Consider the following 20,699-nt stretch of genomic DNA (forward strand, 5'->3'; position numbering starts at 1 on the left):
CAGAAATCATGGAAGGTAGCTTTTGAGCCGAAGAACCCAGAAAGCCGCAAGCGGCATAAGTTCTTCCGATTCGTCCACGTTACAGGACAAGAGGCATTCGAGCGAATATGTTATATATTTTGTTCTGATGTGAACGAAGGTGGTACAGCGCTAATTCGCCCTTCCGGTCGTAGACCGGAGGGGCTTTTTTTATGTACCCAGACCGGAAGATTGCGAATGCAATCCAATCGGTCGCCCGTAGCTAAATGAAAAGAAAAACAGCAAAAGCTCACAGCCTGAATTATCAGGCCGCGCATTATGTATGGAATTATGTGATTTATGGAGCTGCCTAGAGACTGTTAAAATTATGTACACATCCCAGCAACGCACGCACATGGACGTGCGGGCGAGGCGTTAGCGCCATGGACGGCGCTAAAAGCCGGTTGCGTCATGGTCTAAGCAATCCTAAATCATAATTTTTACAGTGTCTTGGCAGCGTAATCATGAACATAATTCCATACATAATGCGCGACCTGATACAAAACACCCCCAAAGCTTTTGCGTCATTCATATAAAAGGAGGAAAACATGAGCAAAGAACTAAACAAAACCTATGATCCAAAGGACATCGAGGACCGTCTTTACAAAAAGTGGGAAGATAATGGCTACTTCCATGCAGAGGTAGACCGCAGCAAAAAACCATTCACCATCGTGATGCCACCACCAAACATCACAGGACAGCTGCACATGGGCCACGCCCTTGACAATACCATGCAGGATATCCTTATCAGATACAAGAGAATGCAGGGCTACAATGCACTCTGGCAGCCGGGAACAGACCACGCATCCATCGCGACAGAGGTAAAGGTCATCCAGGCACTTAAGGAGCAGGGAATCAACAAGGCAGACCTTACAAGAGAAGAGTTCCTCGAGAAGTGCTGGGACTGGAGAAAAGAGTACGGCGGACGTATCGTAAAGCAGCTTCGTAAGCTCGGATCATCAGCAGACTGGCAGCGTGAGAGATTTACCATGGATGAGGGCTGCTCACACGCAGTACAGGAGGTATTTACAAAGCTCTATAAGAAGGGCTGGATTTATAAGGGCTCAAGAATCGTAAACTGGTGTCCGGTATGTAAGACATCTATTTCAGATGCAGAGGTAGAGCATGAGGAGCAGGATGGCTTCTTCTGGCACATCAACTATCCGGTAGTTGGCGAGGAAGGCAGATTCGTAGAAATAGCAACAACACGTCCTGAGACACTTTTCGGAGATACAGCCGTAGCTGTAAACCCTGATGATGAGCGTTATCAGGATATCATCGGAAAGACCTTAAAGCTTCCATGCACAGACAGGGAGATTCCTGTAATAGCAGATTCATACGTAGATAAAGAGTTTGGAACAGGCTGTGTAAAGATTACACCGGCACACGACCCTAACGATTTTGAGGTAGGAAAACGCCACAGCTTAGAGGAAATCGTTGTAATCAATGATGATGCCACAATGAACGAAAAGGCCGGAAAATATGCCGGAATGGACAGATACGAGTGCAGAAAGGCACTGGTTGAGGATCTTAAGGAGCAGGGACTTTTGGTAAAGGTTGTACCACACTCACACAACGTAGGTGTGCATGACCGCTGCCACACAACAGTTGAGCCAATGATCAAGCAACAGTGGTTCGTCAAGATGGACGAGATGATAAAGCCTGCAGTTGAGGGCGTAAAGAACGGAGAAATCAAGCTTCTTCCTTCAAGAATGGACAAGACATACTTCAATTGGACAGACAATATCCGCGACTGGTGTATCAGCCGTCAGCTCTGGTGGGGACACAGAATACCTGCATGGTACTGTGATGACTGCGGAGAAATGGTAGTTTCAATAGAAAAGCCGGGCAAATGTCCTAAGTGTGGCAAGGAACACTGGACACAGGATCCTGATACACTCGATACATGGTTCTCATCAGCACTCTGGCCATTCTCAACACTCGGCTGGCCTGAAAAGACAGAGGATCTTGATTATTTCTATCCAAACGATGTGCTCGTAACAGGCTACGATATCATTTTCTTCTGGGTAATCAGAATGATTTTCTCAGGCTATGAGCAGATGGGCAAGGCACCATTCCATACAGTGCTTTTCCACGGACTTGTAAGAGATTCTCAGGGCCGCAAGATGAGTAAATCACTCGGAAACGGAATCGATCCGCTCGAGGTTATCGACAAGTATGGTGCAGATGCACTTCGTCTGACTCTTATCACAGGAAATGCACCGGGAAATGACATGCGTTTCTACTGGGAGAGAGTTGAGGCTTCAAGAAACTTCGCCAACAAGGTATGGAATGCATCAAGATTTATCATGATGAACCTCGAAGGTGTAGAGCTTAGGGAGCCAAAGCTTGACGAGCTTCACGCAGCAGACAAGTGGATTCTTTCAAGGGTAAACACACTTGCAAAGGATGCCACAGAAAACATGGACAAGTTCGAGCTTGGAATCGCAGTACAAAAGGTATACGACTTCATCTGGGATGAGTTCTGCGACTGGTATATTGAGATTGCAAAAGTTCGTACCTACAAGAAGGATGAAAATCCTGAGTCAGCAAATGCAGCACTCTGGACACTTAAGACAGTACTTGTAAATGCACTTAAGCTCCTTCATCCATATATGCCGTTTATCACAGAGGAAATCTTCTGCACACTTCAGTCAGATGAGGAGACCATCATGCTCTCTAAATGGCCTGAGTACAAGGATGAGTGGAATTTCCCGGCTGAGGAAGCAGCAATCGAGCACTGCAAGGATCTCGTAAAGGGTATCAGAAATGTCCGTACACAGATGGATGTTCCACCTTCAAGAAAGGCAAAGCTTTTCATCACAAGTGATGATGAGGCAGTCAGAAAGGTATTCGAGGACAACAAGGAGGTATATGTAAATCTTGCATTTACCAGCGAGATTACAGTACAGCAGGGCAAGGCCGGCATTGGTGATGACGCTGTATCGGTAGTGATACCTGATGCGGTTGCATACCTGCCACTTGAGGACCTCGTTGATTTCGAGAAGGAAAAGGAAAGACTCAATAAAGAAAAGGATAAGCTCACAAAGGAGCTTGCGCGCTCAAAGGGCATGCTCTCAAATGAGAAATTCCTTAATAATGCAAAGCCTGAGAAGGTTCAGGAGGAAAAGGACAAGCTTGCGAAATATGAGCAGATGATGGCTCAGGTAGAGGAACGTCTGGCTCAGTTTAAATAATTAAATACAGATTATATTTTAAAAGCGCTGCTTGGCATAAAAGTCCGGGCATATTATCAGTAGGATGATATTGCCCGGATTTTTTATATTTAGTGGCTTTTCTTAAAATTCAAATGATGATATAATGATTAAAAGTAAGAAGAATGCGTTTATTAAATGAAAGAAATAGCAGGATGATTATCCTTAACAGGAACAAAGAAGGTCTGATATAGCGAGGAAATAATATGGATGATACCGGTATAATGAGAGAGCCAGTTATCAGAATAAGCAGCGACAGGATGGAGGCATTTATCATGCTGCCTGTTGTTGAAGAAGAGCAGCACTATACAGTGGACGAGGTGCTTGAAGCTGTAAAACGAAATGGCGTGATATATGGCATCAATTGCGAGATAATTTCAGATATGGTAGACAAGGGGCTTATGGGCAGGGAAGTTCTTTTTGCAAAGGGAAAGCCGGCTGTTGACGGTACTGACGGATACTTTGATTTTTACTTCGACAGCGATTTGAACCACCGCCCAACGATTAATAGTGATGGCTCAGTGGATTACTGGAGTGTGCACTCGGTTGAGGTGGTCAAAAAGGGCAAGACCATTGCAAACTATTATGAGCCTGTTGCAGGCGAGGATGGTATTGACGTGCTTGGCAGGACAATTACCGCAAAGAAAGGCAAGGGGCAGCCACCTCTCGTTGGGCGAGGCTTTGACAAATCTGTCGATGGACTTACATATACAGCTGCTATCGATGGTAAAATTGAAAGGCACAAGAACAGAATCATTATTCTTCCTATTCTAGAAATAAACGGTGATGTGGATGTGGGAACAGGAAATATAGATTTTGTCGGGGACGTGGTCATACATGGCAGTGTGAAGACCGGAGCCAGAATAAGGGCTGCAAAGTCTATCACTATAGATGGTGTCTGCGAGGGCTGTGTGCTTGAGGCCGGTGATGACCTGATTCTCAGGAAGGGCATGATTGGTATGGGCAAGGCCCGGATTATTGTAAAGGGCAATCTGTTTGCCAAGTTTATGGAGTATACCGATGTGGAGGTAGATGGCTTTGTGGAGGCTGATTCGGCAATCAACTGCAATGTGGTCAGCAATGACAAGGTGATCTTCAATGGCGGACATGCAAGCATAGTCGGTGGAAAAGTATACGGCTGTGCAGGCATTGAGGTGCAAAACCTGGGCAATGATGCATTTATCAAGACCGAGGTGAATGTGGGTGTACATAAAAAAATCAAGATAAAGATAACAGAGCTTGAAAAGCTTGTTGATCAAAAGCAGATGCTGCTTAACAATATCAATGCAGGCATAAAGCAGATAGAGCGGATGATGGGCAGTGCCGATGACAGCATGAATCTGGAGGAAAAGAAGCTTGCACTTGTCAGGGCCAAGATTGAGAAAACAGCAGAGCTTACCGAGGATAAGGAGGAACTGGAGAGGCTTAAGAGCATAGTGGAGCGCTCGACAGGTGCGACAGTACAGGTATTTGAGCATGTCTATCCGAATGTCGAGGTGTGTATTAACAACTCAAAGCTCGTCACCAAAGAGGAATTTGACAAGATTGAGTTCAAGGAGAAGGATAAGGCAGTCGTGATGTTGTCGATGAAATAAAAAAATTGCGATATTTTTATTAAATCTTAATGGAAATATACTTGCATAAAGGGGTTACTTTATTATAATATATAGTGACCCTTTTTTGATGAGATTATTTAGCAGATAATTATGGAGGCAGGATTATGATAAATTTTGATGAAGAAATAAAGAACTATGAGCCAAGTCTTGAGATAGAAGAGGCCGAATCTGCGATTTACAGCCATGATCTGACAGATGTCACAGATATCATTGCACAGTTATTACGTGAGCAGGACAAAAGGCAGGGTGAATTGAGATGATTTGTTATAAATGCGGACAAGATGCGGGCTGGGAGGATAAGTGCCCTGTATGTGGAGCAGATCTTTCGCTTTTCAAAAGAGCTGTGAGAATATCCAACTCGTACTACAATGATGGTTTACAAAAGGCACAGGTAAGGAATCTGTCAGGAGCGATTATCTCTCTGAGACAGAGTCTTAAGTTTTATAAGTACAATATCCAGGCAAGGAATCTGCTGGGACTCATATATTATGAGATGGGTGAGATGGTTGACGCCTTAAGCGAGTGGGTCATCAGTGCCAACTATCAGCCTGATGATAATCTGGCAAAGAAGTATATAGAGCAGATTCATAATAACAGAAATCAGCTCGAAACAATCAACCAGACTATTAAAAAATATAATCAGGCTTTAACTTACTGCAAGCAGGACAGTAAGGACCTTGCTGTTATACAGCTTAGAAAGGTCTTATCATTAAATCCAAAGCTTGTAAAGGGACATCAGCTTTTAGCTCTTTTATATCTGGAGGAGGGGCATCTGGACAAGGCAAAGAAGGCTTTACGCGATGCCGGCAAGATAGATACAGACAATACCACTACACTCAGATACTTAAAGGAAGTGAACAGGCGTCTCAAGGAAAAAGGCTCTGAAAGGAAAAAGAAAAATGATGATTTAATTTCTTACCAGAGTGGAAACGAAACAATCATTATGCCGAAGCGATTCAGGGAAAGCTCAATGTGGGCAAATATACTCTATATCATAATAGGTCTGGTAGTAGGAGTTGCGGTTACGTGCTTCCTTGTAGTTCCGGGCATAAAAAGCCAGTCTAAAACAGATGCAAAGAAGCAGCTTCTATCGGCCAATGACACCATTTCCACAAATGGGCAGACTATCAGTGGTCTGAATGATCAGATAGACAAGCTAAAGAAGGAGCTTGAGGACGAAAAGAAGAAAAATGATGGAGTATCAGACCAGATTTCCACATATGAGGCTCTGCTCAATGCCTATGTATACTTCACATCCAATGATGTAATAAAGGCGGGAGAGGCACTTGAAAATATCAATACAAGCTACCTGAGTGACTCTGCTAAGCAGACATATGATACTCTCAATGGTTCAATTGCTGATTCATATAAGGAAGCACTGTACAATCAGGCATACTCATCATACAGCAGTGGCGATTATCAGAACGCAATCCCTACCTTCCAGAAGCTGGTCGGCATGGACGAGGCATACAGGGATGGTTCGGCTGCATACTACCTGGCACAGTCGTTCAGGAAATCAGGAGACCTAGCATCAGCAAAGCCATATTATCAGTATGTGGTAGACAACTACGCAGGCACTGAGAAGGCCAGAACCTCAAAGAATTATCTTGCACAGGAACAGTAGTAAACAGCTGCTGTGAGACAATAATTAAATATAGAATTACGAAAGACACCAGATAATCTCCGGTGTCTTTTTTATATGAGCAGGAAAGGAAGAGTGTGAAATGATAGAAAATTATATCAAAGAAGCAGACCGGGTGACATACCTTATGCCAAAGGAGGTGGACCACCACTGCGCCGGGCAGATAATCGCCGAGCTTGATACACTTATAGAGGGCTGTGGCGTCAGAAAAATAGTATTTGACATGAAAGCTACAGAGTTTATGGACAGCTCGGGGATTGGAGTGATAATCGGAAGAACAAAGAAGCTTAAGTACTTTAATGACAGCTGTGTATCAGTGTGCAATATGTCAGACAGAGTGGACAAGCTTTTGAAATGCGCCGGCATATACACTATTGTGCACAAGCTTTAAAATGAATTGAATCAAAATTTAATCAGACAGAAAGGGAGCATAATGAACGCAACAAAAACAAATCATATATCGCTAAGCTTTGATGCAATTTCAGAGAATGAGGCATTTGCGAGAATGACAGCAGCAATGTTTATGGCACAATTAAACCCCACACTAGATGACGTGGAGGACGTAAAGACAGCAGTGTCTGAGGCGGTGACAAACGCAATTATCCACGGCTATGAGATGGGGGATGACAATATCTCATCCGGTCAGACAGATCATCAGGCGGCAGAAGAAAAAAGCTGTCCACAGGTACATATGGAATGCAGCTACACGGGCAGGGAGCTTTACATAGAAATATCAGATAAAGGAGTAGGCATACAGGATGTAGCAAAAGCAATGGAACCGTTATACACATCAAAGCCACAGCTTGACAGATCGGGCATGGGCTTTTCATTCATGGAAGCATTTATGGACGCTCTCACAGTAACATCAGAACCGGGACACGGAACAACTGTAAAGATGAAAAAAGTACTATGAAAAGTGACAAAATCAGCAGACTTGTCACAGAAAATATAAACCTGATTTATTTAGTTATGAAACGCTTTAGAAATAGAGGCGTTGAGCAGGACGATTTATTTCAGATAGGAGCAGTGGGACTGACAAAGGCAGCACAGCGATTTGATGAAGATAAGGGCTTTGCCTTCTCTACATATGCAGTACCCTTGATAATAGGGGAAATACAGCGCTTTCTTCGTGATGACGGAATGGTGCATATCAGCCGAAAAATACAGGATGATGCAAGAAAAATTGCAATTATCAGAGAAAAATACAAAATGAGAGAAAATAGTGAAATATCACTCGAAAAATTGGAGGATATTTCCGGTATATCAAAACAGGATATAATAATTGCCATGGAAGCCGATAAAAAAGCATCATCAATAGAAAATGAAAGTGTGCTTGATTTTCTGGACAATAAAATGAGTGCAGAGGCATCTGATAAAGCATCTGAGACGGATAAAGTGATAAATCATATCGCAATGCAGCAGGCATTTGACTCACTTGATGATAGCGAGCGCAGACTCATTATACTTAGATATATGCAGGATAAGACACAAAAGCAGGTGGCAGAAGTGCTTGGGCGCAACCAGGTGGCCATATCACGAATGGAGAAGAATACATTGTCGAAGCTTCGCAGGGCGATGCTGTGAGTGGGAAGCAGTGGAGGCTTTGAGCTTCCCACGTAAAGGCTGTGAGGATGCCGGGGTGGCATGTAGTATATTCTTCAGAAAATTATGAAGTCAGCCACGAGCCCATGTGCGGATAGATTGTGGATATGCCGCAGATTTTTTTGCTATTAGGGAATATGGAACCTCGCGGCAGTTCATAATTTTTTTCAGAACACACTGCATACCTTCCGGCAAATGTAGTGTGTCGAGTGGGAAGCATTGCAGGCTGTGAACATCGTGCCGTACGAACCGCAGGAGAGGACCGGCACAATTATTATCTCAGCGTAAGTGGCGTAAGCAGGTGGCGGGGGCAGGCGGTACTGTCGGGCGGGCGAATAGCGCAGCTGTTTAGTGACTGTAGAATTATGCTGTGAAGCACTGAAATGCCGAGGCATGGACGCCGAGGCAAGGAGAAATCGAGCCATGGAGGGCGAGTTTCGACGGTTTCGTCGGGCATAGAAAGCCTGGGGCATAATTCGTACAGACACTTGACAGCGAAGCGTAGCATGCACGACAGTACCGCCTGCCCCCGCCACCTGCTTCCGCCACGCACTATTGAAACTATTGAAATTATTGGAAACTATTGAAAAAACAAAAGTACTTGCACCCAAACCCCAAAGCATATTACAATGGGGACTAAAGGAATAAAATTGGAATGTCGAAAGGAGAAAAGCATGAAACTTCCACTCACATATGATAACTATATATTTGACCTCTACGGTACGCTCGTGGATATCCACACAGACGAGAGCGACACTGCAATCTGGGAAAAGCTCGCCATGTTCTATGGCTATTACGGAGCACTGTATGAAGCAAAGGAGCTTAAGGAGCGCTATGAGACACTTGTAAAGAGCAGCGAGGCAGAGCTTAAAAAGAAAATTGAAAATATGGATATTGAAAAGCAAAATGAAGCTTCAGATGCGCAGTTTGCCATCTCATATGCCCACGAAGCATCACCGGAGATACATATAGAGGATGTATTTGAAAAGCTCTATGAGGAAAAGGGCGTGAATCCGACAAAGGAGCTTTCGGTGCATACCGGACAGTTTTTCAGGGTGATGAGCACAGAATACATAAAGCTTTACCCGGGCACCAAGGAGATGCTAAAGGAGCTTAAGGCGGCAGGGAAAAATGTATATCTGCTTTCAAATGCGCAGCGTATATTCACAGCCTATGAGATGAGAAGACTTGATATCTTTGATTTGTTTGATGACGTATTTATCTCGTCTGACTACAATACCAAAAAGCCTGATGTCAGATTTTATAAGGAGCTGATAAATAAGCATGATATTGATGTATCAAAATCGCTTTTTATAGGAAATGATTCGACTACCGATATCAAGGGCGCAAAGGAATGTCATATGGACGCATTTTATGTGAAATCAAATATATCGCCAAAGGATGATATGGCTCATGATGCAGACTATGTTATAGATAATTTTACCAACTGGTAATGCATTATTGTTTATAAAAATGTGAATACTACATAAAAAACATATATAAATTAAAAACTTTTTATAAACAGTTGCAAATAAAATATAATGGTGTAAAATGAACTAGATTTGAAATAGTTTATTTTTTAACAAAGTCGAGGTGAAAAGAATGTCAAACACATTATTAATGTTGTGTATCCCATTTGCGGGCTTATTGCTGTGCATAGCAGTTATGCCGCTTGTGAAGCCTGAATGGTGGGAGAAGCATCAAGCTCACGCAGTTATCTTATGGTCACTGCTTTTTGCCATTCCGTTCGCGCTGTTTTATGGAGCACCAAAAGCCGTAGAGACGGTACTGGAGTGTCTGATAGGCGACTATCTGACCTTTATCGTGCTGCTCTTTGGACTGTTCTGCGTAGCCGGAAATATCAAGCTGGAGGGAAGTCTGGTCGGCAACCCAAAGGTAAACGTTATCATGCTTGCAGTTGGAACACTTTTTTCAAGCTGTATAGGAACTACAGGAGCCAGTATGCTCTTTGTCAGACCGATCATCCAGATGAACTCATGGAGAAAGAACAAGCGTCACATCATGGTATTTTTCATTTTCCTTGTGTCAAATATCGGAGGATGCCTTACACCTATCGGTGACCCGCCACTGCTCATGGGATTTTCAAGAGGAGTATCGTTCTTCTGGAGCATGAGACTGTTTCCTGTTCTGATAATAAATATGATATTGCTTCTGACCGTATTTTATCATTTGGACAAGAAAGCATATCAGAAGGATATCACTATGGGACTTATGCCTGAGGTAAAGGAAAATGAGCCACTCATCAGGATAAAGGGCGCCCACAACTTTTTATATATAGTAATGATTGTCATAGCCGTTATACTAAGCGGTGTGCTTCCTAAGCTTTCTGCATTCCAGAACGCTTCAGGAGAGGTTATCGGTATTCCGATATTTAAGGAGGTTACACTCACTGTGCCTGCAATTATTGAGATTGCAATCATTCTGCTTGCTGCTTTACTTTCCTTCAAGACAACACCGAAGGAGGTTCGTGTGCAGAACCATTTCACATGGGGAGCAATCCAGGAGGTTGCGGTGCTTTTCATCGGAATCTTTATCACCATGCAGCCGGCTCTTATGGTATTAAAGAGTGCCGGTTCAGGTCTTGGAATCACAGAGCCGTTTGAGATGTTCTGGGCAACAGGAGCGCTTTCAAGCTTCCTTGACAATACACCGACATATCTGGTTTTCCTTACTACAGCAGGCGCCATGCATTTTACTACAGGTGTTGCAACCACACTCGGAGTGGTGCCGGTCAAGATGCTTATGGCAATTTCCTGTGGCGCTGTATTCATGGGAGCCAACACATATATTGGAAATGCGCCAAACTTTATGGTCAAGTCATTATCAGACGAAAACGGTATCAACATGCCATCATTCTTTGGTTACATGTGGTGGTCAGTGCGTTATCTGATACCTGTTTTCATCATAGATATGCTCATATTCTTTTTATAGGAGGGATGAATTATGGAATTTTATGACGAGAAAATCAAAGCTCTTGCCATCGAAATCTATGAGCTTGATGCCGAAGTGTACAAGAAATTAGGCTCATCCCTCGGCAGGGTATTTGGTGGAGAGAAGGATATATGTATCCGCAACATCATGGAGGATCTGCACTCAAGGCAGAACAGCTCGAGAATCCGAAGCGAGCTTGCCCTGATAAGCAACATGGCAAGAACAATACCTGATCACGATATAAGGCATGACATCATGGTCAGATACAACAACATAGTAGAGGAGATAGCGGAGCTTCCGACAGGCTTTGCTGACGGAGATATCCTCGATCCAAAGATAGCGGATTTAAATACCGTAAATCTGAAGGACCGTTTCAAGACAGGCGATCATCTGATCATCTGTATCGGACGTTCCTGCGGATGTGGTGGAAATGAGATTGGATTTGCGCTCGCAGACAAGCTTCGTATGAATTTCTATGATGTGTCTGTTATGAATGAGGTGTTCAGACAGAAGGATGGAGAGGAAGCAGCACAGGCGACAGCTACCTTCCAGAAGAAGGAGAGAATGGGAATCAAAAAGCGCATCAAGGCTTTTAAGAGATACCACGGACTTTCATCAGAGGATGTGCTTTTCTTTGATACAAGCAAGTTCCTTGTAGAAAAGGCAAAGCAGGAGGACTTCATTGTCATGGGACGTTTCGCGGATGCGATTCTGACCAACAATCATATTCCTCACATCAGTATCTTTATCACAGCACCGGAGAAGAGACGTGTCCAGCGTTTCCTTGAGATAAACAAGAATGTGACTCCGAACCAGGCAAAGAAATGGATAGAGTCTGAGGATAAGAGACATCTGAAGACCTACAAATTCTACACAGGCAGAAAATGGAGCAAGGCAAGTAACTATGATATCTGTATCAACAGTGCCAGCTACGGTATCAAGGGCTCAATAGAGCTTATCATCCGTATGCTCCAGCTCGATGACCGCGTGAAGCAGCTGATTGAGTAATTTTGTAAAGCGTGTTTTATTGACGTAAAACACGCTTTTTTGATATATTTGACATTTTTGAAAAAATCCTCTTACAAAATTCGTGAAAAAGTGATAAAATAATATCGTATAACGAAAGAGGTGTGATATGTTCGAAATAGGTGATTACGTATTGAATGCTACAAATGGTATTTGCAAAATAAGCGAAATCGTGGAGTTAGACATGTCAGGAGACAAGAAGCTCAAGTCATATTTTTTACTTCGCCCTGTTGAGGAGGAGAATGACAGAGTGTATATACCTGTTGACAATGCCGATAAGAGGATACGTAAGGTAATAACACAGGATGAAGCACAGGCAGTGCTTAATAGAGTACCTGAGATAGAGGCACTCGTGGTAAACAATGAGAAGGAGCGCGAAACGCGCTATAAGGAGGCGGTCAGAAGCTGCGAGCCGGATAGTGTGGTCAGTCTCTTAAAGTGTTTACATATCAGAAATGAGCAGCGTGCACAGGCAGGCAAGAAGGCCACTGCAGTGGATGAGCGCTATGGCAAGATGGCAGAACACAATCTAAATGCAGAGCTTGCATTTGTTCTGGAAAAGGACAAGCAGGAGATTAAAGATATAATTAATGATATGCTATAGTATGAGGGCAGAATCAGAAAACAGATTCTGCCTTGTTTTTTGCTAAAAGTAAGAGATATTAAGAAAAGCTTAAACAAATAATTAATGAGTTTATGTTGTGAATATGTTATTATATATCAGGTAAGGGCATATAATGTTTAATGTTAAATGAGAAAACTTATCATGTTTTATCTGATAAAAACAAAAGAATGAAAGTAAGGGAATCAATATGGAAAATATGGATAATATGAATATTAATTCTGCAATAGCAGATACTCTGGATATAGGAGATACAAACACAGAAAAAAAGACAGGGCTCATAGGCTTTTATAATTACACGGTAGTGCTTACATACATAGGCATGTGGATAGGCTTCCTTGGAGTGATGCTTGCCATAAAGGATAGGTATGTGGGGGCGTTAATCTGCCTTATGCTCGCCGGTGTCTGCGATATGTTTGACGGCACCATTGCATCCACAAAGAAGGACCGTACCAGGGACGAGCGTACATTTGGCATACAGATAGATTCGTTAAGTGATATCATATGCTTCGGTGTGCTTCCGGCAGTGTGGGTATTTTGTGTGACTCCAAAGATATCAATAGCATTTATCGCCATATTTGTATTCATTCTTTGCGGGCTTATCCGTCTGGCATACTTCAATGTGGATGAGGCCAACAGACAGGCTGCCACAGCAGAGCGCAGACAGTACTATCTGGGGCTTCCGATTACCTCCAGCGCCCTTGCTATCCCGGCGGTATATCTGATTGGAGAGTTCACTGCTATACATATTGAGACAATCGCGGCAATTGCCCTTTTAGTCATAGGCATATGCTACGTGCTCCCGATAAAGCTCAAAAAGCCATCGCTTTTAGGTGAGGTTCTGATTGTGGGCATAGGAGCAGTTGAGTTTTGTATTCTCATTGCGGAGGTTCTTATTTAATGGCAAAAAAATCGTTTGTAGACTGGCTTTATACCACGGCACCGGGGCGTGTGACGCTTAAGGTGCTTCTGTATACAGGCGCGCTTAAGCTCGGAGAAGTGGTTGCACGCTCCCCGCTGTCAAAGCCGCTTATCAGCCGGTATATAAAGAATAACAATATAGATATGTCTGATTTTAAGGGGCAGAAATATAACAGCTTTCAGGATTTTTTCTCCAGAAAGCGTGGTGATATTGAGGTGGACAGGCAGGCTGAGCATCTTATCAGTCCGTGTGACGGCTATCTGAGTGCCTACAGGATAAAAAGCAACAACAGCTTTTTTATCAAGGGCTCATGGTACAAGGTGACGGATCTTGTCACCGACAGGAAGCTTGCAAAGGAATTTGTCGGAGGAGACTGCGTGATACTGCGTCTTTGTGCCAACGATTATCATCATTACTGCTATATAGATGATGGTTTTCAGGGCAGGAATCATTTTGTGAAGGGGCTGCTTCACAGTGTACAGCCTATTGCACTGGAGAATGCTCCGGTTTACAGGCAAAACAGGCGTATGTGGACCATTCTTGATACAGTTAATTTTGGCAAGGTGGCACAGATTGAGGTCGGCGCGCTGCTCGTGGGCGGCATAGTCAATGACCACGAGAATGTCATGATGAGAAAGGGTGCAGAGATGGGGCATTTTGAGCTGATTGGCTCCACAATAGTGCTTTTGTTTAAAAAGGGTCATATAGACCTGCTTCCGGAAATCAAAGAGTGTATAAAAGGAGACAAAGAGGTACGTGTTATCCAGGGACAGCATATCGCAAACAGGACAGCTTTTTAACAGAATACTTCCAAAATACAGCCGTATTCCGCTGCTTTTTACGGTAGTGCTCAATTTCAGTGTATACTGGGGTGCGAGAGTGATTGCAGGCGGTTTTATACATCACAATATAGAGACCGCACTCGATGACATGATACCGGTTGTGTACTCTACAGTAGTCATTTATTTTGGCTGCTATATTTTTTGGATTATAGGATATCTGTATAATGCAGCGATGGATAAAACACATTGTTATCGTTTTCTAATGGCAGACTGGCTGGCAAAGGCAGTCTGTTTTATCTGCTATGTCGTATATCCCACAACCAATACCCGCCCGGAAATAGTGGGCACGGATATATGGGCGCAGCTCATGCGCTTTTTATACAGCATAGATGCTGCGGACAATCTCTTCCCGTCTATACACTGCCTTGTAAGCTGGCTGTGCTATATCGGTATCCGCGGTAACAAAAAAGTACCGCAGTGGATACGTACAACCTTTTGTATTTGTGCTGTAGCAGTATTCATATCTACATTGACTACGAAGCAGCATGTGATATATGATGTAGTGGCAGGAGTGATCCTCATTGAAGTAACATACCGAATTTCACGGCTGTTACTTACTAAATTAAGTAAATAATTAATTAGAAGGCTTGCATAGATTATAAAGTGGAAAGCGGAAATATATTATATGTAAGGGGTATAAACATGGATGATATACAGATAGAGATGCTGCCGGTGCTGGGTGAATTCAGCTCAATTGCCTCGCAGTATGAACACATCATGTTCTACTACGAATCGGGCATACAGCAGATAGTCGCAAAGCTGCAGATATTAAATAATGAATTTAAAAACAATCACGAAAGAAATCCAATCGAGAATATAAAGAGCCGTGTAAAGTCGCTTGACAGCATAATAGACAAAATGAAGCGAAAGGGTATTCCGCTCACCATCAACGCCATGAAGCGTGAGATAAAGGATATTGCAGGAGTCAGAGTGGTCTGTCCATTCATATCCGATGTATATCAGGTGGCCAATATGCTCGTAAATCAGGCGGATGTCGAGATTGTCACAATAAAGGACTACATAAAAAAACCAAAGGAAAATGGCTACAGAAGTCTTCATATGATAGTGCTGGTTGATGTGTATTTTTCGGATCACAAGGACAAGGTGCCGATAGAGATACAGTTTCGTACCATTGCAATGAATTTCTGGGCCAGCACAGAGCACCAGCTTCGTTACAAGAAGAGCCGTGTATTCACGGAGGAGATGCAGCAGGAGCTTAAGAAATGTGCGGATATCATGGCAGATGCTGATGACAAGATGCAGAATCTGGCAAATGTATCCGGCATTGTGCAGCCAATTGAGTAAGAGAGAGTGATATAAGTCACTCTTTTTTGCTTTAAAATCAAAAGTTTATATTTATTTAATAAAAATTGTTAGCACTCTCACTTGACGAGTGCTAATTTGCGTGCTATAACATACTCACAAGGAATATTGAAGAATTATTTAAAGGATTATTTAGATATAAAATTTTGATATTACCTGTATGACACATAAGAATTATATTTATGGATAACATAGTAGAAGGGAGTGAGACTATGAACATTCAAAAATTTACACAGAAATCAATAGAGGCAGTCAATGACTGCGAGAAGCTTGCATATGATTACGGCAATCAGGAGATAGAACAGGAGCATCTGCTTGTGGCATTACTTTCACAGGAGGATGGACTGATACCGAAGCTGATTGACAAGATGGAGATAAATGTGGAGCATTTCACAGAGAATGCAAAGCGTCATCTGGCAGCGCGCACAAAGGTAAGCGGCAGCAGTGCACAGGTCTATGTGGGCAATGATTTAAACAAGGTTCTTATCCATGCCGAGGATGAGGCAAAGGCAATGGGAGATGAGTATGTTTCGGTAGAGCATCTTTTCCTGTGTCTGCTCAAGTATCCAAACAAGGCAATGAAGGAGCTGATAAAGGAGTACGGTCTCACAAGAGACAGATTCCTCACAGCGCTTTCTACGGTCAGGGGCAATCAGAAGGTCACTTCTGACAACCCGGAGGCCACCTATGATACACTTGAGAAATACGGCTATGACATGGTGGAGCGTGCAAGGCAGCAAAAGCTTGATCCTGTCATCGGCCGTGATGATGAGATACGAAATGTAGTGCGTATCCTCTCGCGTAAGACGAAAAATAACCCGGTGCTTATCGGTGAGCCGGGTGTTGGTAAAACAGCAGTCGTTGAGGGACTGGCACAGCGTATCGTAAAGGGCGATGTGCCTGAGGGCTTAAAGGACAAAAAGCTTTTTGCACTCGATATGGGCTCTCTGATTGCAGGAGCCAAGTACAGAGGTGAGTTTGAGGAGAGACTAAAGGCAGTGCTCGAGGAGGTAAAGGCCTCTGACGGACAGATAATTCTCTTTATTGATGAGCTTCACACAATAGTAGGAGCCGGAAAGACAGACGGAGCCATGGATGCAGGACAGCTTCTTAAGCCGATGCTTGCAAGAGGCGAGCTGCACTGCGTAGGTGCCACCACACTCGATGAGTACCGTGAGTACATTGAGAAGGATGCTGCACTTGAGAGACGTTTCCAGCCTGTTATGGTAGACGAACCGACAGTAGAGGACACTATCTCAATACTTCGTGGTCTTAAGGACAGATACGAGGTATTCCACGGCGTCAAAATTACAGACTCGGCACTTGTCACAGCGGCAGTGCTTTCAAACAGATATATCACAGACAGATTTTTGCCTGATAAGGCAATAGACCTGGTGGATGAGGCCTGTGCCATGATAAAGACGGAGCTTGATTCAATGCCTGCAGAGCTTGATGAGCAGAATCGTAAGATTATGCAGCTTGAGATTGAGGAGACAGCGCTAAAGAAAGAGACAGACCACCTAAGTCAGGACAGGCTCGCAGCACTCCAGAAGGAGCTTGCAGAGCTGCGTGATGACTTCAATGCCAAAAAGGCTCAGTGGCAGAACGAAAAGGGTGCTGTTGACAAGGTCAGCAAGCTGCGTGAAAAGATTGAGTCCACAAAGAATGAAATCAAGACAGCACAGCAGAACTATGACCTTGAAAAGGCAGCAGAGCTGCAGTACGGCGTGCTTCCAAACCTGCAAAAGGAGCTGGAATCAGAGGAGGCACTGCTTAAGGACAGAGACCTATCGCTTGTGCGTGAGAACGTGGGCGATGAGGAAATCGCACTCATTATATCACGCTGGACAGGAATACCTGTTGCAAAGCTTACGGAGAGTGAGCGTAATAAGACACTTCACCTCGATGAGGAGCTGCACAAGAGGGTAATAGGACAGGATGATGGAGTCACAAAGGTGACAGAGGCTATCATCCGTTCAAAGGCAGGCATCAAGGATCCTACAAAGCCGATAGGTTCGTTTATGTTCCTCGGACCTACAGGTGTAGGTAAGACAGAGCTTGCAAAGGCACTTGCTGCAAGTCTTTTTGATGATGAGAACAACATGGTCAGACTTGATATGAGTGAGTACATGGAGAAGTACTCAGTGTCACGACTCATCGGAGCGCCTCCGGGATATGTAGGCTATGATGAGGGTGGACAGCTCACCGAGGCTGTAAGGCGTAAGCCATACTCGGTAGTACTCTTTGATGAGGTGGAAAAAGCCCATCCGGATGTATTCAACGTACTGCTTCAGGTGCTTGATGACGGACGAATCACTGACTCACAGGGACGTACCGTGGATTTCAAGAACACTATCATCATTATGACAAGTAACCTCGGCTCACAGGAGCTTCTTGAGGGCATAGAGGCAGACGGCAGCATCAGCACAGAGTGTGAGAACCGTGTCATGGATGAGCTTAAGGGTCATTTCAGACCGGAGTTTTTGAACAGACTTGATGAGATTATCATGTTCAAGCCTCTCACAAAGGATAACATCGGTCATATCATCACCCTGCTCATGGCAGACTTAAACAAGCGTCTTGTCGACAAGGAAATCACAGTCGAGCTGACAGACACTGCAAAGCAGTTTATCACCGACAATGGCTATGATCCGGTATACGGAGCAAGACCACTCAAGAGATATCTGCAGAAGCATGTAGAGACACTCGCAGCAAAGCTGATTCTGGCAGATGGTGTGAGAGCAGGAGATACCATCCTTATAGATGTGAAGGATGGACAGCTTAGTGCATCCGCGGTGCAGAAAAATGCATAAGTGAATGCATAAATAAATGCATATAATTGAAGATATATTTGCAAAACAGGCGCAGGGATTTTCTCCGCGCCTGTTTTATTTTGCACTTTGGCATGGAGGGCAGAATTATGACAAAGGATGAAAAAATCCTTCTCTTTTTTAATTGTGTTATTATTTGAAAAAATATATAATTAATGTAAGCAACTAGAAAATAAGTCGAAAATTTTAATAATCAAATGTTTGAGGTGATAAGATTATGCAAGGAGAAAAGTTTACATTAATGCAATATAATGTTAATGCAATATTGGGCTTTATTGAAGCAGGGCAATTTGTTATTCCTGAGATTCAGAGACCATTTGTATGGAAAAGAGCTCAGGTAAGGGATTTGATTGATTCTTTGTATAATGGATACCCTACAGGGTATATTATTACATGGAAGAATCCTGATGTTAAGACAAAGGATGGAACAGTAGCAAATGGAAAGCATGTATTAATTGATGGACAACAGAGAATTACAGCATTGATGGCATCAATAGCAGGTCTTGAAGTGTTAGATGAAGATTTTAATAGGGATAGGGTTAAAATCGCATTTAATCCGCTTGCAACAGATTCAGATAAGAGATTTGCAGTACAAGATGCATCTCATTTAAAGGATAAAAAATGGATTCCAGATATTTCAGAAGTGTTCAAAAATGATTTTGATCCATTTGATTTTGTTCCTAAGTATTGTAAGAACAATCCGGGTGTGAAACCCAATGAAGTAAATAATGCAATTATGAAGCTAAGAGGAATTGCAAATAGACAGATTGGCGTAATTGAGCTTGATCATTCTCTTGATATTGATGAAGTAACGGAAATATTTATTCGTATCAATTCTAAGGGAACTGCATTAAGCCAGTCTGATTTTGTTATGTCCAAAATGGCGGCAGATACGGTTCATGGAGGAAATATACTGCGTAAGGTTGTTGATTATTTTTGTCATTTAGCTGTAAAACCGGATTTTTACCCTCAAATGATTAAAGATTTAGAATTTGAAAAAACAGAATTTGCATCTAAAATTAAATGGCTAGCTAAAGATAATGAGGATATTTATAATCCTGATTATAATGATATGCTTCGTGTCGCTTTCATGTATAGTTTTAATCGTGCAAAGCTCTCCGATTTAGTTAGCTTGCTTTCAGGTAGAGATTTTGAAACACGTGAGTTTAAGGAAGAAATTGTAGAAGATTCATACAATAAACTTTGTGAAGGTATCAAAGTATTTATCAATGAACATAATTTTGAACAATTTGTATTGGCTATTAAAGGTGCTGGATTTAAATCTAGCAAGCAGCTCAATTCTCAGATGACACTTGATTTTGCATATATGTTATATCTTAAACTATCAAAAGATTCTTCAATACCACATGATCAAGTAAAGCATCATGTGCAAAAATGGTTTGTTCTTTCAACACTTACAGGAAGATATGTTGGATCGCCTGAGTCTGTAATGAGCAGAGATATTAGATTAATAAATGAAAAAGGTTTTATTAACTTCTTTTATGAGATTGAAGCATCGGTTCTTTCAGATACATTTTGGGATATATCTTTGCCACAGAATCTAGAGACAACGTCAACTAATAGCCCGGCATTTAATACGTTTCTTGCAGCACAGATTAATCTCAATTGCAATTCATTATTTATGCATGGAACAATGATTTCAGATTTAATTAATATATCAGGAGATGTACATCATATATTTCCTAAGGCATATTTGAAAAATAATGGCATTGATACAAAGGGAAGGTATAATCAGGTTGCAAATTTTACATATCTTGATACTCAAGTGAATAAGGCTATAAGTGACGATGCACCGAATGTATATTTTCAAAGTGCATTGGAACAGTGTGACAAGAAGAACATTGCATTTGGAAATATATTTGAAAGAGATGCTCTTATGAAGAATCTTAGTGAAAATGCAATCCCAGAAAACGTTGTATCAATGACTGTAGAAAACTACGATGATTTCTTGGCTGATAGGAGAAAGCTGATGGCACAATTGATGATGAGATATTACAAGGGACTATAGATTATTCTATTGTTTTAGTAAATAAAACAGTAAGGGAGAAGGTGAGATTTTATGGATAT

General features: G+C 42.6%; 17 protein-coding genes. All 17 read left to right on the forward strand.

Going from position 1 to position 20,699, the window contains the following annotated elements; all coding sequences use genetic code 11:
- Positions 1 to 566 precede the first annotated feature (566 nt).
- The 17 genes from ACW6PM_RS07900 to ACW6PM_RS07980 all read left to right on the forward strand — a co-directional run bounded on the left by ACW6PM_RS07900 (position 567) and on the right by ACW6PM_RS07980 (position 20,640).
- Complete coding sequence (locus ACW6PM_RS07900) at positions 567 to 3,215, forward strand: valine--tRNA ligase (RefSeq protein WP_443753497.1); 2,649 nt, start codon at positions 567 to 569, stop codon at positions 3,213 to 3,215.
- Between the two features lie 224 nt (positions 3,216 to 3,439).
- Complete coding sequence (locus tag ACW6PM_RS07905) at positions 3,440 to 4,828, forward strand: DUF342 domain-containing protein (protein ID WP_456056796.1); 1,389 nt, start codon at positions 3,440 to 3,442, stop codon at positions 4,826 to 4,828.
- Positions 4,829 to 4,953: 125 nt separating this feature from the next.
- Positions 4,954 to 5,109 (forward strand): hypothetical protein, encoded by a 156-nt coding sequence (locus ACW6PM_RS07910; protein WP_012743396.1) that lies wholly within the window; start codon positions 4,954 to 4,956, stop codon positions 5,107 to 5,109.
- On the forward strand, positions 5,106 to 6,473 hold the full coding sequence (locus ACW6PM_RS07915; RefSeq protein ID WP_456056797.1) for a tetratricopeptide repeat protein: 1,368 nt from the start codon (positions 5,106 to 5,108) through the stop codon (positions 6,471 to 6,473). Before ACW6PM_RS07910 ends, ACW6PM_RS07915 begins: the two co-directional genes overlap by 4 nt.
- A 100-nt stretch (positions 6,474 to 6,573) precedes the next feature.
- Positions 6,574 to 6,882, forward strand: a complete 309-nt coding sequence (locus ACW6PM_RS07920; protein WP_456056798.1) for an STAS domain-containing protein — start codon at positions 6,574 to 6,576, stop codon at positions 6,880 to 6,882.
- A gap of 42 nt (positions 6,883 to 6,924) precedes the next feature.
- Positions 6,925 to 7,404 carry an ATP-binding protein gene (locus ACW6PM_RS07925; protein WP_456056799.1) on the forward strand — a complete coding sequence of 160 codons (480 nt, stop codon included), beginning with the start codon at positions 6,925 to 6,927 and terminating at the stop codon, positions 7,402 to 7,404.
- Complete coding sequence (locus tag ACW6PM_RS07930) at positions 7,401 to 8,075, forward strand: sigma-70 family RNA polymerase sigma factor (protein ID WP_456056800.1); 675 nt, start codon at positions 7,401 to 7,403, stop codon at positions 8,073 to 8,075. Before ACW6PM_RS07925 ends, ACW6PM_RS07930 begins: the two co-directional genes overlap by 4 nt.
- Positions 8,076 to 8,767: 692 nt before the next feature.
- Entirely contained in the window at positions 8,768 to 9,547 is a 780-nt protein-coding gene (locus ACW6PM_RS07935; RefSeq protein WP_456056801.1) for an HAD family hydrolase, read from the forward strand.
- A gap of 148 nt (positions 9,548 to 9,695) precedes the next feature.
- Positions 9,696 to 11,045, forward strand: coding sequence for a sodium:proton antiporter (locus ACW6PM_RS07940; protein ID WP_456056802.1), 1,350 nt, complete (start codon positions 9,696 to 9,698; stop codon positions 11,043 to 11,045).
- A gap of 12 nt (positions 11,046 to 11,057) precedes the next feature.
- Positions 11,058 to 12,053 (forward strand): cytidylate kinase-like family protein, encoded by a 996-nt coding sequence (locus ACW6PM_RS07945; RefSeq protein WP_456056803.1) that lies wholly within the window; start codon positions 11,058 to 11,060, stop codon positions 12,051 to 12,053.
- Positions 12,054 to 12,180: 127 nt separating this feature from the next.
- Positions 12,181 to 12,675 (forward strand): CarD family transcriptional regulator, encoded by a 495-nt coding sequence (locus tag ACW6PM_RS07950; RefSeq protein ID WP_308668351.1) that lies wholly within the window; start codon positions 12,181 to 12,183, stop codon positions 12,673 to 12,675.
- A 208-nt stretch (positions 12,676 to 12,883) separates the two neighbouring features.
- Positions 12,884 to 13,594, forward strand: a complete 711-nt coding sequence (locus ACW6PM_RS07955; RefSeq protein ID WP_456056804.1) for a CDP-alcohol phosphatidyltransferase family protein — start codon at positions 12,884 to 12,886, stop codon at positions 13,592 to 13,594.
- Complete coding sequence (locus ACW6PM_RS07960; protein WP_456056805.1) at positions 13,594 to 14,415, forward strand: phosphatidylserine decarboxylase; 822 nt, start codon at positions 13,594 to 13,596, stop codon at positions 14,413 to 14,415. The genes ACW6PM_RS07955 and ACW6PM_RS07960 overlap by 1 nt, the downstream gene beginning before the upstream one ends.
- A complete protein-coding gene (locus tag ACW6PM_RS07965) occupies positions 14,372 to 15,031 on the forward strand; it encodes a phosphatase PAP2 family protein (RefSeq protein ID WP_456056806.1) in 660 nt (219 codons plus the stop codon). Before ACW6PM_RS07960 ends, ACW6PM_RS07965 begins: the two co-directional genes overlap by 44 nt.
- 68 nt (positions 15,032 to 15,099) lie before the next feature.
- Positions 15,100 to 15,762, forward strand: coding sequence for a GTP pyrophosphokinase (locus tag ACW6PM_RS07970; RefSeq protein WP_308656470.1), 663 nt, complete (start codon positions 15,100 to 15,102; stop codon positions 15,760 to 15,762).
- A gap of 230 nt (positions 15,763 to 15,992) precedes the next feature.
- A complete protein-coding gene (gene clpB / locus ACW6PM_RS07975; RefSeq protein WP_015517283.1) occupies positions 15,993 to 18,593 on the forward strand; it encodes an ATP-dependent chaperone ClpB in 2,601 nt (866 codons plus the stop codon).
- Between the two features lie 235 nt (positions 18,594 to 18,828).
- Positions 18,829 to 20,640, forward strand: a complete 1,812-nt coding sequence (locus ACW6PM_RS07980; protein WP_456056807.1) for a GmrSD restriction endonuclease domain-containing protein — start codon at positions 18,829 to 18,831, stop codon at positions 20,638 to 20,640.
- Positions 20,641 to 20,699 lie beyond the last annotated feature (59 nt).

It is taken from the genome of Agathobacter sp. (genome assembly GCF_977054825.1).

Excerpts from the sequence above, each read along its gene's own strand:
- ACW6PM_RS07900 (WP_443753497.1), top strand. The coding sequence starts at position 567 with ATGAGCAAAGAACTAAACAAAACCTATGATCCAAAGGACATCGAGGAC.
- ACW6PM_RS07905 (WP_456056796.1), top strand. The coding sequence starts at position 3,440 with ATGGATGATACCGGTATAATGAGAGAGCCAGTTATCAGAATAAGCAGC.
- ACW6PM_RS07910 (WP_012743396.1), top strand. The coding sequence starts at position 4,954 with ATGATAAATTTTGATGAAGAAATAAAGAACTATGAGCCAAGTCTTGAG.
- ACW6PM_RS07915 (WP_456056797.1), top strand. The coding sequence starts at position 5,106 with ATGATTTGTTATAAATGCGGACAAGATGCGGGCTGGGAGGATAAGTGC.
- ACW6PM_RS07920 (WP_456056798.1), top strand. The coding sequence starts at position 6,574 with ATGATAGAAAATTATATCAAAGAAGCAGACCGGGTGACATACCTTATG.
- ACW6PM_RS07925 (WP_456056799.1), top strand. The coding sequence starts at position 6,925 with ATGAACGCAACAAAAACAAATCATATATCGCTAAGCTTTGATGCAATT.
- ACW6PM_RS07930 (WP_456056800.1), top strand. The coding sequence starts at position 7,401 with ATGAAAAGTGACAAAATCAGCAGACTTGTCACAGAAAATATAAACCTG.
- ACW6PM_RS07935 (WP_456056801.1), top strand. The coding sequence starts at position 8,768 with ATGAAACTTCCACTCACATATGATAACTATATATTTGACCTCTACGGT.
- ACW6PM_RS07940 (WP_456056802.1), top strand. The coding sequence starts at position 9,696 with ATGTCAAACACATTATTAATGTTGTGTATCCCATTTGCGGGCTTATTG.
- ACW6PM_RS07945 (WP_456056803.1), top strand. The coding sequence starts at position 11,058 with ATGGAATTTTATGACGAGAAAATCAAAGCTCTTGCCATCGAAATCTAT.
- ACW6PM_RS07950 (WP_308668351.1), top strand. The coding sequence starts at position 12,181 with ATGTTCGAAATAGGTGATTACGTATTGAATGCTACAAATGGTATTTGC.
- ACW6PM_RS07955 (WP_456056804.1), top strand. The coding sequence starts at position 12,884 with ATGGAAAATATGGATAATATGAATATTAATTCTGCAATAGCAGATACT.
- ACW6PM_RS07960 (WP_456056805.1), top strand. The coding sequence starts at position 13,594 with ATGGCAAAAAAATCGTTTGTAGACTGGCTTTATACCACGGCACCGGGG.
- ACW6PM_RS07970 (WP_308656470.1), top strand. The coding sequence starts at position 15,100 with ATGGATGATATACAGATAGAGATGCTGCCGGTGCTGGGTGAATTCAGC.
- clpB (WP_015517283.1), top strand. The coding sequence starts at position 15,993 with ATGAACATTCAAAAATTTACACAGAAATCAATAGAGGCAGTCAATGAC.
- ACW6PM_RS07980 (WP_456056807.1), top strand. The coding sequence starts at position 18,829 with ATGCAAGGAGAAAAGTTTACATTAATGCAATATAATGTTAATGCAATA.